The organism is Pseudoalteromonas sp. QJM3NY_12 (genome assembly GCF_056173165.1).
In genome coordinates, this window is record NZ_CM149661.1 from 2,975,862 (window position 1) to 2,989,083 (window position 13,222).

11 protein-coding genes and 1 tRNA gene are annotated in these 13,222 nt (G+C 39.4%); 4 read left to right on the forward strand and 8 right to left on the reverse strand.

The annotated features are described in order from the left end of the window. Positions 1–28 precede the first annotated feature (28 nt). Complete coding sequence (locus AC0VZ5_RS13900) at positions 29–2,146, forward strand: winged helix-turn-helix domain-containing protein (RefSeq protein WP_475473316.1); 2,118 nt, start codon at positions 29–31, stop codon at positions 2,144–2,146. A gap of 104 nt (positions 2,147–2,250) precedes the next feature. Next, the gene (locus tag AC0VZ5_RS13905) at positions 2,251–2,580 is read left to right on the forward strand and encodes a 5-carboxymethyl-2-hydroxymuconate Delta-isomerase (protein ID WP_008114843.1); all 330 of its coding nucleotides are present in this window, start codon (positions 2,251–2,253) and stop codon (positions 2,578–2,580) included. An 84-nt stretch (positions 2,581–2,664) separates the two neighbouring features. Here the strand turns inward: AC0VZ5_RS13905 and AC0VZ5_RS13910 are convergent, their stop codons facing one another. The 4 genes from AC0VZ5_RS13910 to AC0VZ5_RS13925 all read right to left on the reverse strand — a co-directional run bounded on the left by AC0VZ5_RS13910 (position 2,665) and on the right by AC0VZ5_RS13925 (position 5,950). After that, positions 2,665–4,542: a methyl-accepting chemotaxis protein gene (locus tag AC0VZ5_RS13910; RefSeq protein ID WP_475473318.1), complete on the reverse strand. Its 1,878-nt coding sequence runs from the start codon at positions 4,540–4,542 to the stop codon at positions 2,665–2,667. Positions 4,543–4,802: 260 nt separating this feature from the next. Further along, positions 4,803–4,879: transfer RNA gene (locus AC0VZ5_RS13915), tRNA-Ile, on the reverse strand. 277 nt (positions 4,880–5,156) lie between these two features. Then, positions 5,157–5,315 carry a YqaE/Pmp3 family membrane protein gene (locus AC0VZ5_RS13920; protein WP_008466367.1) on the reverse strand — a complete coding sequence of 53 codons (159 nt, stop codon included), beginning with the start codon at positions 5,313–5,315 and terminating at the stop codon, positions 5,157–5,159. A 65-nt stretch (positions 5,316–5,380) separates the two neighbouring features. Beyond that, on the reverse strand, positions 5,381–5,950 hold the full coding sequence (locus tag AC0VZ5_RS13925; protein WP_138606577.1) for a BON domain-containing protein: 570 nt from the start codon (positions 5,948–5,950) through the stop codon (positions 5,381–5,383). Between the two features lie 313 nt (positions 5,951–6,263). Here AC0VZ5_RS13925 and AC0VZ5_RS13930 point away from each other — a divergent pair, with 313 nt between their 5' ends. After that, positions 6,264–6,929: a LiaF domain-containing protein gene (locus AC0VZ5_RS13930; RefSeq protein WP_138606579.1), complete on the forward strand. Its 666-nt coding sequence runs from the start codon at positions 6,264–6,266 to the stop codon at positions 6,927–6,929. Positions 6,930–6,975: 46 nt separating this feature from the next. On the opposite strand, the gene AC0VZ5_RS13935 is transcribed toward AC0VZ5_RS13930, so the two are convergent. Beyond that, positions 6,976–7,392: a VOC family protein gene (locus AC0VZ5_RS13935; RefSeq protein ID WP_178956650.1), complete on the reverse strand. Its 417-nt coding sequence runs from the start codon at positions 7,390–7,392 to the stop codon at positions 6,976–6,978. 236 nt (positions 7,393–7,628) lie between these two features. Between AC0VZ5_RS13935 and suhB the strand changes: the two genes are divergently transcribed. Beyond that, positions 7,629–8,432: an inositol-1-monophosphatase gene (suhB, locus tag AC0VZ5_RS13940; RefSeq protein ID WP_475473322.1), complete on the forward strand. Its 804-nt coding sequence runs from the start codon at positions 7,629–7,631 to the stop codon at positions 8,430–8,432. Between the two features lie 50 nt (positions 8,433–8,482). On the opposite strand, the gene AC0VZ5_RS13945 is transcribed toward suhB, so the two are convergent. The 3 genes from AC0VZ5_RS13945 to secD all read right to left on the reverse strand — a co-directional run bounded on the left by AC0VZ5_RS13945 (position 8,483) and on the right by secD (position 13,219). Then, complete coding sequence (locus AC0VZ5_RS13945; protein WP_475473323.1) at positions 8,483–10,270, reverse strand: EAL domain-containing protein; 1,788 nt, start codon at positions 10,268–10,270, stop codon at positions 8,483–8,485. Between the two features lie 132 nt (positions 10,271–10,402). Beyond that, complete coding sequence (secF, locus tag AC0VZ5_RS13950) at positions 10,403–11,350, reverse strand: protein translocase subunit SecF (RefSeq protein ID WP_008466355.1); 948 nt, start codon at positions 11,348–11,350, stop codon at positions 10,403–10,405. Positions 11,351–11,359: 9 nt separating this feature from the next. Continuing rightward, positions 11,360–13,219 (reverse strand): protein translocase subunit SecD, encoded by a 1,860-nt coding sequence (gene secD, locus AC0VZ5_RS13955; protein WP_475473326.1) that lies wholly within the window; start codon positions 13,217–13,219, stop codon positions 11,360–11,362. Between the last annotated feature and the right edge of the window lie 3 nt (positions 13,220–13,222).

Consider the following 13,222-nt stretch of genomic DNA (forward strand, 5'->3'; position numbering starts at 1 on the left):
ACTAGGAAGAGGTTTAAATACACATACTATGAATACTCAACAGCCTTTTTCAATTGGAAGTTGCCAAATATCGGCGTTTGAAAATAAGCTGTTTTGTGCTGATAAAGCCTGTATTTTACAACCTAAATTTATAGAGCTGCTGACCTACTTAGTAGCGTGTTATCCAAATGCGGTGAGTCGGGAAAAACTAATCGAAAACGTATGGGATGGTAATCAATATGTGGGTGAAAAAGCACTCACTAATGCCATATGGCACCTTCGTAAAAGCTTTAAAGAGCTTGACCCCGACAACACCTACATAGAAACACTGCGTAAAACAGGTTATCGCTTAGTGCAAAAGCCAATAATGCCAAACGCGCAGAACAGTATTAATACATCCTCTACTCGTCCTAAATATATTTTTGCTGTAGCCATAGCTATCGTGGTCTTGTTATTCGCTGGAGTCTGGGGTTACAACGCTTTTAGCGATGAAAATAAGCCACTTGCGCTATCGCAACAAGCAGAGCGGTTATACGATCATGTTGAAACCATTACTACCAGCCCAGGACGAGAGCTATTCCCCGCTATATCCAGCGACAGTCACTTTTTAGCATATTTTTGGCGCCGCCCTGGTCATAAAGCAAATTTATACTTACGTGATTTACATTTACCCGAACAAGCTGCAATAGCACTTACCGACACCCCATTCATTGAAGGGCGAGCGGTATTTAGCTCTGACTTAACCTTTATTTATTATTATCGCCGTATATCTGGTCAAGGCTGTGAGGTTATTCAGCAAAATATTGCCTCGGGAAATACCACTATTTTAGGGAAGTGTGGTAACAAAGCGAGTACCGATATAGACATAAATGCCCTAGGCACTAAACTGGTTTATATTAGTGAAGATGATGAAAATAATCTGACTCAACTTAACCTTGTTGATTTAACCTCATCGCCATACACAGTTACTCAAATACCTTGTATTTCAGCATGCCAATATAGCGATGAGTCGGTTGTGTTCTCCCCAGATGCAACTCAACTTGTAGTATCTCGTAACTTACCAACGGGGTTTGAAGAATTATTTTTAATCGATATAAAAACAGGTAATGTAAAGCAACTAACCACTGGGTTTATTGATATGAGAGGCGTTGATTGGCACCCCTCTAAGGCGCAACTCGTTTTTTCTGGTGTAAAAAAAGGTAAACGCCAAGGGTACTTTTACAACCTTAAAACACAACAAATGATTAATGCCCGCATAGATGGCTTAAGCTACCCAGAATTTGCCAGTGATGGCAGTTTGTATTTTCATCAGTGGAATATAGACTCGGCTTTAATGCGTTTAGAGGTTAATAATGCGGTTGCAAGCTCTCCTTTCCCAGTATTATCGAGCCATTTTAGTACCCGCTTTCCTAATTACAATAAAACCAGAAACAAACTCGCGTTTGTCTCTAATGAGTCGGGCTCAATGGAATTGTGGACCGCAAAAAAAGACGGTACCTCTCGAAAGCAGCTCACTAATCTCAATGCCAATATTTACCACCCAGTATGGTCGCCTGATGGTGATTATATTGCTTTTATTGCCTCGCACCCTAGTGGTCATGCGTTATACCTGTATGACTTTAATAAACAAACCAGTCGATTATTACCTACGGGCTTTAGCGATCATGGTAAACCGAGCTGGGCTGCAGATAGTAAAAGCGTATTAGTTTCTGATGATCAGCACGTGTATCGCTTAGACTTAGGCACTAATAAGCTTATACAAGCTTTAGAGGCTCCCACGCTATACGCTTATGAAAACAAGCAAGGCGCTTTAATTTTTGCCAACCAAGCAACCAATCAACTATGGATCAAAGACCCTAAAAGCCAAACTGAGCAACTACTGGTTAGCGATATTAATTTATCAAATCATAATTCGTGGTATTTTTTTGAAGGCGATACCTTAGCGACATCACGTATTTACTATTTTAATGTAAAACAAGGTGATTACCGATTAAGTTATTACGACCTCTCAAAAAAAGATCACCATGATGTAATAAAGCTTCCTGAGCGCGCATTTAGCCGTACTTCTGGCTTAACTTATATTACGAGTGCAAACTGGCTGGTGTACTCTTCGTATAAGTCACCACAAATTGATATAAAACGTATCAACCATCAATATTTGCCATAAGGGTAACAGCTTAAACCAAATTTAAAAAATTAAGCTTCCTAGGGTTAGCGCGTACAAACCCGTTTGGTATAATTAAACAAACCAATCTTAAGAGGATACGCTAAATGCCACACATTATTATTGAACACTCAGAAGATCTGCCTTTATTGCCTCAGGTTCTAGTGGAAAAAATCCACACAACAACATTTGAAAGTGGCTTATTTGATTTAGAAACAATAAAAACTCGTGCTATTGCGTATCAACATTACCAATTAGGTGTGGGTAAAGAGGGGTTTATTCATATTGCAGTACATATTATGGCTGGGCGCTCTATTGAGCAAAAACAAAAACTAAGTGAGCAGTTACTAGCGTGCCTACAAACATATTGTAGAGCTTCTGATAGCTTAAGCGTTAATATTTACGAAATGAATCACGAGATTTATCGTAAAAATTAACCGCTGTTAAAACATCATAGTTATAGGCAAGTGCTCTATAACTATGATGGTATCCCCGCTCTGCTAATTTTTATAAAACCGCGGTTAAAGCGTAAACTTACCTAGTAAATCCCTTAAAATATTCGACTCTTTATTTAAGCCACTACAAAGCTGCTCTGACTTTTTCATATTTTCTTTGGTTTGCTCTGCCGAGTCGGAAATCATCACAATATTTTGGCTAATTTCTGAGGTTGCTAACGTTTGCTCTCTCGTTGCGGTAGCCACTGAGTTATTTAACTCGCTTAACAGTACAATTTCCTGTGAAATACCATTTAATGTATGGCCTGTTTCTTTTAATCGCTCGGCATTTTCTAAGGTGTTTTTGCTACCCAATTCAATCGCAGTTACCGTGCTTGAAGCTTTAGCATTTAACGAAGCAATCATCTCATTAATTTGCTCTGTAGACTCCGCAGTACGCTGTGCAAGCGTTCTCACTTCATCAGCAACTACTGCAAAGCCACGCCCTTGCTCGCCAGCTCTCGCCGCTTCAATTGCCGCATTTAACGCCAATAAGTTAGTTTGCTCAGAAATCCCTTTAATAACATCCAATACATGAGAAATTGATTTAATCTCTGTCGAGAGCTCTAACACTGAGGCCACAGAATTGGCCATCGATGCTTCCAGCTGCTCCATTTGTTTAATTGTGCTTTGCACAAAATCAACGCCTTTATGTGTAGTCTCTTCGGTTTTAGTAGCAATATCTGCCGCATTGCTGGCACTGCCAGAAATATCTTGAACCGTAACTTCCATCTCATTAACCGCTGCCGCCACCGTTTGTGTACTCGATGACTGTACCTCAGCTAAATTAGCCGCTCCTTGTACTTGCTCAAGTACATTTTGGGAAATACCTTTAACATGAATTGCCGACTCAGAAACCTGTTTAAACATATAATGTAACTGCTCTAAAAACAGATTAAACTTAATCGCTAAATCGGAAATTTCATTATTATCGTCAGTAGGAAGTCGCGCCGTTAAATCGCCATCTTTTTCTGTTAACGCATTCACTGCTGCAGTAATGTTTTCGATTGGCCTAAATATTTGCCCTACCAACACGCGTGCTAACGCTAAACCTACAAGCGCAATAATTACACCAAAAATGATATTAGTACTAATAGCGCTATTAATTGGGCCATATAATTGCTCTTGGGGAATTTCAGCGACTAAGTGCCAGCCTAATGAGTTTACTGGCGTACTTGAAACAACATAGTCATCACCATCAATTACTTTACTTTGAATTGCCCCATTTTTAATCGGCGCCAAGTCAACTGATTGCCCTATTTTAGTTTTATCACCATGCAACATAATCTCGCCACTACCAGAGGCCAAATAAACTATACCGCCCTCACCTATTCTATATTCGCTTATGAGATCCACCATAGAATCGAGCGAACGGCCTATTCCGGCAATTCCTTGACGTTGCCCATCAAGCTCTATGGCATAATTAATAAATACCATTACCTCAGAGCTGCCTTTATCTATGTCGAGCGCTACTTCAAATGGCTTATCCGATGCTAAAAAAACATCAAACCAAGAATCACTACTGTCTATCTGTCTGGAAATACCCTCATCGGTGTAATAGTTGCGGGAGTTTTTAGAAATAATAAATGCGTTACTGGCTTGGTTTTTATTTTTTATATGTTTGAGGTAATCAATAAATTTTCCACGGCTTTGTGCATCTTCATTATTATTCATCCATTGTTGAACAAATAAGTTTTGCGCTATTTCTTTGCCTACAACAATGGGGGTCGAAAGCTCCAATTCAATTTGGCTTTTCACTTCACTAAGCGCAGTAGGTAAATCTACTTTGGCTAGCTTTTCTTCTGTATTTGAGCGAATACTATTGGAAAATATTAGAGTAGATATTGCTAAAGGAGCAACAACAGCCAAAATAAGACTGAGGTATACTTTTCGTTTTAATAACATAGAGCACCTAAGAAGTAACTAAGCGATATTTTATATACTGCACACAATTAACAGTAGCGATATTAGAGGTTACTAATTAAAGATTTTTATAATAAAACCCCATAACACTTTAATAGTAGATTCAACTGTGCTTATTGCAATGTATTCAATAGAATTAATACAAAAATCAGTGCACTGGTGAAAAATACGATAGAAATAATAAAAATGAATTTTATAAACTAGGAAAATGAGTTTCTATTTACTTGGAAAGCTTTGAAAAGTGGTGGCCCCTCCCAGACTCGAACTGGGGACCTAACGATTATGAGTCGTGTGCTCTAACCAACTGAGCTAAGGGGCCATTTTTGTATAACTGTAAGCAGTTAATTTTTGAAGCGTTTAGCCACAGAGCGACTAAAGCGGGTTGCAGTATAAAAAGTTTTTAGGGGCTTGTCACTAGCAAAAAGCTTTATTTTAACAATCAAGGGGCTAACTGCTCAAATAGTAGGCTTTTAGATTTATTGATGGTGACTTCGAGGAAACGAACTCATTAAATAATAGTAGTCTGAGTAACTAATACACATACCTTACGATGGCAATTAGCAACTCAGTATTAAATGTATTACTGCGATATGGCGTTATTTTTTGGCGATAATATAAATCGCATGAATTAGTCCTGGGAAATAGCCGAGCAAGGTTAGCAAAATATTTAACCAAAAGTGCATCCCTAACCCCACCTGTAAAAATACACCCAGTGGTGGTAATAAAATAGAAAAAATAATTCTGATGATATCCATAATTTAATCCTTATAATGTTAGCAAAGCAAAAAGCCCAGCAGGGCTGGGCTTTCAGTATAGTGTATTATTCTGCAATAACAGTTAATTCATCAACTACTTCGCGAACATCTTCTGCGTTTTTAGCAATTTCCATCGCTAATTGCTTTTCAGCATCAGACTCAACTGAACCTTTAAGAGTTACTACACCATTATCGGTATCAACATCAATGTCTGTACCACCTACTTCAGAATCAAATAAGTAACGCGTTGTGATAACTGTTGTGATTTTGGCATCGGTCAAATCACTCTCCGTGTCGTTACCCATCATTTTAGAATCATGCTTCTTCATGTCGGTGTTTTTTACCACAGTTAGACTGTTTTCAACGTCAGTTACACCATCTAGGCTTAGCACGAGTTCTTCAGCAAGTTCTTTATCTACGTCGCTGTTTACTTTACCTGTTAGCATTACCTTGCCGTTTTTTACGTCCGTGTTGATATCAAAGTTGTTTAGATTGGTGTTCATCAGCAGTACTGTTTCTGCCTTTCCATCAATCCAAGCATCTTTGCTTTCGTTTTCCCAACTGCTTGCTTGAGCACCCATTGCGGTTGTTCCTAATACTAGGGCTGCAATCATAGACTTATTAAATGTTTTCATAATCGTTCTCCATTTGATTAAAGACACTTTAACTAATGCGAACATCGGGCCAATGTTTTTTACATATAAATTTCAATGATTTAGTAAAAATAAGTCAATACTGACTTAAACCTACAAAGTAAACATTTACAGACCATTGCGTAAAACTTTCTCGAATAGCGAAACTTACTAAATAATTGTATATTTGGTTAATCTGTCGTTAATATAATAAAGAGTGAAGAAACAAAAAACATAAAGCACTGATTTTAAATAAATTAATATTTGGTATAAGGCTTGCTCTGAAATAGCCAGCAACCTTAAAAGGATAATTTAAATGTCTGTTAAAATTGAAGACCGCCCTATCGAGCAAGTTCGTGAGCAAGTAATTGATCAACTCATTTATAATTACAGCCATGGTGTCATTTCTGTAGAAGCATTTGAAAGGCGCTTAGACGATGCAATGGCAGCGAGTAACAATAACGCGCTTATGGCCCTTGTTGAAGATTTAACCTTAAATACTGATCAGCAATATAAGGCACAAAAGCACTCGCAGTTTGCACCTAATTATAGTGCGCAGCATGAGGGGAGTGAAGAGCCACTCACATTAAGAAGCATTCTTGGTTCAAGTGAACGAAGCGGCCAATGGGTAGTGCCTCAAAAAATTTATATAGAAAACTACATGGGGTCAATCAATCTTGATTTTACGGATGCTATTTTTACCCACCAACATGTCACTATTCACGTTAATTGTTACCTTGGCAGCGAAGAAATATATGTACCTGAGCACGTTAATGTAGTTTCTAAAATGTTTTGTATTTTAGGCAGTTTTGAAAATAAAACAGTTTCACTCAATAAACGCCAAGGGCCAACGATTCAAATTGAAGGAAAAACTGTTTTAGGCTCTGTGGAAGTTAAAGTTAAGCGCACTATTAAAGAAAAATTTATTAGCTTTGCAAATGATCTGAAAACTCAACTTGGCATGAATGGTAAACATTATTAAATATGCTAAACATTTAATGAAGCCAAAATTGTTGGCTTCATTCATATTATAAGTCGTTATTTCGCTCACTAGGTACATCACTCATGTACTCTACAAACTCAACCTCAAACCCTGCGGGATCAATATAATAAATGTTCTTTCTAAATGGATTTACAGCGCCTTGCTTACTTATTTCAAAGCCCGCATGCTTTAGGCGCGCTATTACTGCATTTAAGTTATTGGTTATATAAGCAAAGTGTGCCAAACCAATTTGATGCCCTGATAAGTCACGGTTTTTCCCTTCACCGTGATCGCTTATAGCAATATATTGATCGTTATCACCAAAATGTACCCAGCGCCTTGCTTTACCATACCAGGTTCCTTCTCCCTCACTTCTAATTGACCAATAGGGAAACGCTGCTTGGTAAAACTTAAGCATGGCGTTTATATCACTGACAACTAAATTTACGTGTTCTAATTTCATAATTTTCTTCCTGTTAATTGAATATAGAACATCATAAAACCTCAAGCTCACTTTAGGTAAAGCGCTAATTTACAAATTTATTGCTTGTTTTTATTTCGATAAATATATCGAAAGATCATACTTGTACAAAAAACACTCATAAGTATTTAGGCTTTATGGTTTACTTTATGGCAAAAACCGCTAAAATACGCCGGCTTAAATATATAAACGTTCTTTTACAACCCAAAGGTAATACCATGCATCCAATGTTAAACATTGCGGTTCGCGCTGCGCGTAACGCAGGCAAACTTATTCTTCGTGCAAGTGAAGACTTATCAAAAGTTGAAGTGCAACAAAAAGGCACCAACGATTTAGTTACTAACATTGATAAAGAAGCCGAAGCCGTAATTCGTGACACTATTTTACGTTCTTACCCTGATCACTGCATCGTTGGTGAAGAGTTAGGCGAACACAAAGGTAAGGATGCTGATTACCAATGGATTGTTGACCCACTTGATGGCACAACTAACTTCATCAAGGGTATCCCTCATTTCGCAGTATCTATTGCACTTAAAGTTAAAGGTCGTTTAGACCAAGCCGTAATTTACGATCCAATTCGTGGCGAGCTTTTCACTGCTTCTCGCGGTCAAGGCGCACAGTTAAACAGCAAACGTTTACGTGTATCTAAAACTGTTGAACTTGCTGGTTCTGTTCTTGCTACAGGTTTTCCTTTCAAACAAAAACATCACTTAGATGCATACTCTGAAGCGTTTAAAGCGTTATTTGTTCATACAGCTGATATTCGTCGTGCAGGCTCTGCTTCGCTAGATATGGCGTATGTTGCAGCGGGTCGTGTTGATGGCTTTTTTGAAATTGGTTTAAAACCTTGGGATACAGCAGCAGGCGAGCTATTAGTTAAAGAAGCTGGCGGTATGATTATTGATTTTGCTGGCGGTAATAACTACAACGTGAGCGGTAACGTAATCTGTGGTGCACCTAAGCTAACACAGGCAATTGTTCGTGAAATGCGCCCAGTATTATCTGAATCGTTATTACGTTAATCGTAATTACGTACTAAAAAAAGGAGCTTAGGCTCCTTTTTTGCTTTTTGTTAGCCACTTTTTTTACTATTGGATAAACGTACAATAGCGGGAGCAGGCCTTCTTCGATTACATATAAATAAGTAGCTGTGACGATAACGTTTTGCTTCTTTTTTAGCATCTGTCGCTAATGCCGCTACTTGATGACTATTTTTACACTGCTGCAGATCAGGCTCAACTAAACCTATCGATAATGTAAGTAAAGGTACAAACTGCTTTTCGCCCTCTCGATTAGTTGCCCAATACCCTTTTCCAGCAATATGCTCTGGCGTAAAAAACACGCGTGACTGTAGTTCAAATTGCGAGATAATAGTATTACAAACCTCCACCGCATCTTTTTTTTCAAACACCACCATAAAGTCATCGCCGCCAATATGCCCGACAAAGTTAGCGCTGTGCGCACACGCTTTTACAGTCACATCGGCCAGAAGTTTTATTACGCTGTCACCACTGGCATAGCCATACAAATCGTTAAATTGTTTAAAGTGATTTAAATCGATATAGGCTAGTGAAAATGGCTGTTTATGTTGCAGACGCTGCTCTATTACCTCACTAATTGCCACATTACCCGGTAACATGGTCAAAGGATTAGCATGTTGAGCGTGGCGGATTTTTTCTGCTGTAATGTGCTTTAGTATGTCTCTGAGCGGTGCCAAGCCTAAATACTTATTGTTGCAGGTGATAACAATATGGCGACGAATATCAAAGTCTTGCTCTGTTATTTGCTGGGAGACAATATCAAGCATTTGATTTTCATCAACCACTAAAGGTTGTTTATCCATTAACTCAGTGACTTCACATTTATCATAAAGTGCATGCCCATAAGGCGCGGCAAACACTTCTGTTAGCTGATCTTTGTGTAACAATCCTATTGGCTGCTGACTGCTATTTAATACCGGTAAGCTAATTATGCTTTTGTCTTGCTCAAAAAGTGCATGAGCTTCTTTACAACGCGTATGACTGCTAATAGCAGGCTGAGCAACAGCAAGCACACCTATTGCCATTGATTGTTCAAACTTTGAGGCGGCTTGGGTCGAAGTGAGCGATTGTAACTGTTTACAGTTGTAGTCATAGCTTGGCTGTTGACTCGGTCTTTCTAAAAAGAACCCCTGAACATAACTTATGCCTATACTTTTAACTAAATCTAGCTCTTCGGAACGTTCAATTCCCTCTGCAATCACCGCTGTATTTGTTGCCCGTGCTAACACCATAATTGATTTTAGAAATTCTTTTTTAACTTCGCTTTGATCGCAATGATCAATAAAGTAACGATCAATTTTTACAATATCTGGGCATAACTGCGACCATTGCTTTAGTCCTGAATAACCTGCACCGAGATCGTCAATAGCAATAGTAAAGCCCAGCTCTCGATAATGAGCGATGGTTTTTAACAGTAAAAAGCCATCATCTACTTTTTCTTGTTCTGTTACTTCAATCACCACTCGATTGGCAGCAAGACCAAACTGTTCAATTAAATGTAAGGTTTCGCCTTTAGGGTGGCTCGGATCGAGTAGAATCTTTGGGCTGACATTTAAAAATAACTTCCCTTGCAGACTGAGTTTTACAAAATTTTCAATGGCGCGAGAACGGTATAAAAGCTCAAGCTCTGAAATCAATTGGTATTTATGAGCTGCTTCGAATAGCTTATTTGGCATGGCTAACGTACCATTTTTAGGGCCACGGCTAAGCGCTTCATACCCAATAATAGATTGCTTAGCTATATCGAAAATAGGTTGGAACAAGGTTGTTATTGCTCCTTGTTGTAAAATTGATTCTAAGACTTGTCGTTGCTCAGTCACTACTAGCTCAAATAAAAATTTAATAAGAGCAATAAAATACCAACTGAGTATGACTATTATGTGACTTATCTAGGAGGCAATAAAAAACCGCTCACTAGGAGCGGTTTTGTTTTAAGAATAGTTCAATCTCAATTAAGGCATTGGATCTAAATCAGCGCCTTCTTTTTCAATCACTTCTGGTATTAAATCTTCTTTACTTACGCCCATGGCAATAGCCACCGAGCTGGCAACGTAAACTGAAGAGTAAGTACCAATAAATACACCAAATAGCAGTGCAGTAGCAAAGCCATGAATGGTTTGACCGCCCCATACAAATAACGCAATCAGTACTAAAATAGTAGTGATTGAGGTTACTAAGGTACGGTTAAGTGTTTGCGTAAGCGAGATATCAATAATTTCAATCGTGTCGTCAATGCGCACTTTGCGGAAGTTTTCACGAATACGGTCTGATACAACAATGGTATCGTTTAGTGAGTAACCTATCACGGCAAGTATTGCTGCCAAAATAGTTAAGTCAAACTCTAAACCAAGCACCGAGAATAAACCAATCGTAATGATTACATCGTGTAAAAGCGCGCCAACTGCGCCCACAGCAAAACGCCATTCAAAGCGAAACGCCACATAAATTAAGATACAAATAAGTGCAGTTAACATGGCAAGGCCACCCTGCTCTTTTAAGTCTTCACCTACGCTTGGGCCTACAAACTCAATGCGGCGCATTACTACGCTATCATCGGCTTGTTTAAGTGCAGCAATTACTTGGTTACCAATTACCTCTGCTTTTACATCATCACCACGAGGGGCTAAACGAACCAGTATCTCTTGGCTTGAGCCAAAAAGCTGTACCGATGCATCAGCAAAATCATTTTCAGCCAGTACATTACGTACTTTTTTCAGATCGGCAGGTTGCGAAAAACCCACCTCAACCGCTGTACCGCCAGTAAAATCTAAACCGAAATTTAAGCCTTTAACAAAAAGTGACGCCAGCGACGCTATAATTAATAACGTAGAAAAGCCCATTGCCACTTTTCGAAGAGACATGAAACGAAGGGTTTTTCCGCCCAATCTTAAAATTTGCATGTCTGCTCCTTAAATTGAAAGTTTATCAACACGTTTGCCACCAATAAATAGGTTGATCACCGCACGGGTACCTATAATTGCTGTAAACATAGAGGTTAAAATACCAATTGCTAGGGTTACCGCAAAACCTGCAACAGGACCGGTACCAACAGCAAACAAGATAATCGCCGCAATTAATGTGGTGATATTGGCATCAAAAATAGTACTAAAGGCGCTATCGTAACCAAAATGAACCGCTTGTTGAGGGCTGCGGCCATCGGCTAACTCTTCACGAATACGCTCAAATATAAGTACGTTCGCATCAACTGCCATACCAACAGTCAGTACAATACCAGCTATACCCGGTAGGGTAAGCGTTGCACCTGGAATTAACGACATTACACCAATAATAAGTACTAAGTTGGCAGCCAGTGCAATATTCGCAACAAGGCCAAAACCTTTGTAGTAAATAAGCATAAAGGCCAGTACAAACGCAAAGCCAAGAGCTACAGCGGTCATACCTGCTTCAATGTTTTCTTGACCTAGGCTTGGCCCAACCGTACGTTCTTCTACAATTTGAATAGGCGCAACCAGTGCACCCGCGCGAAGTAGTAAACTTAAGTTATGTGCTTCAGCTGGGTTATCAATACCGGTAATGCGGAATGAACGGTCAAGACGCGCTTGAATGGTTGCTACGTTAATAACTTCTTCCACTTTAATTGGCGGAAGTGCTTTACCGTCACTGTCTTTTTTACCTGATGGCTTGTATTCAATAAACACGGTAGCCATACGTTTACCGATAGCACGCTTGGTAAAGGCATTCATTTTTGCCCCACCTTTACTATCGAGTTTAATGCTTACTTGTGGACGCTGGTACTCATCTGCACCTGACTGCGCACCGGTAATATGGCTGCCTTCAAGAATAATGCGTTTTTTTAGTACCACAGGATAACCATCACGGCTCATGATCATTTCAGTACCCGGTGGGATACGACCTTGAGCAGCGGCGCCTATGTCAGCATTTTCGTCAACCTCACGAAACTCAAGCGTTGCCGTAGCACCTAAAATTTCTTTAGCGCGAGCGGTATCTTGAATCCCTGGTAATTGCACAATAATACGTTCAGCACCTTGACGCTGTACGTTTGGCTCTGCAACCCCAATTTGGTTGATACGGTTACGAATAATAGTTTCGTTTTGCTTGATAGCATAGTCACGAATTTCTTTTAGCTTTAGCTCACTCATAGTGGCAAAGAATGCGTTATCGTTACTGCTATCATCAATGTAAACGTTTAATGGGTAACGGCTTTCTAAAAAGCGCTCTGCAGCGTCTTTATCTTCTTCGTTACGCATTTCTACACGCATGCGCTCAGAACCAGCTACACGGCGCACACTACGATAACGTAGTTTTTCTTCGCGCAGGTCGCTACGAAAATCTTGCTCCATTTGCTCTAACTGATTATCCACCGCAGTGACCATATCGATTTCCATGGTGAAATGTACACCACCACTTAAATCTAGGCCTAACTTCATAGGATTACCGCCCAACGACTTTAACCAAGCCGGTTGTGCAGGAGCCATATTAATCGCTGAGATATAATCGTTACTTAGCGAGTTACGCAGTAAGTCTTGTGCTTTTAGTTGGTCTTCAACATTTTTAAAACGAACAAGAATTTGCCCATCTTCGAGCTTTGTCGATTTAGCGCTTACGTTATCTTTTTTGAGGATTGCGTTTACTTTGTCTACAACACTGAGGTCAACATCGGTGCCTTTAGCGCCAGAAACCTGTATGGCCGGATCGCGGCCATACAGGTTTGGTGAAGCATATAAAAGGCCAATGGCTAACACAGCTAAAACAAGTAAATACTTCCAAATTGGAAACTTGTTTAACACGGG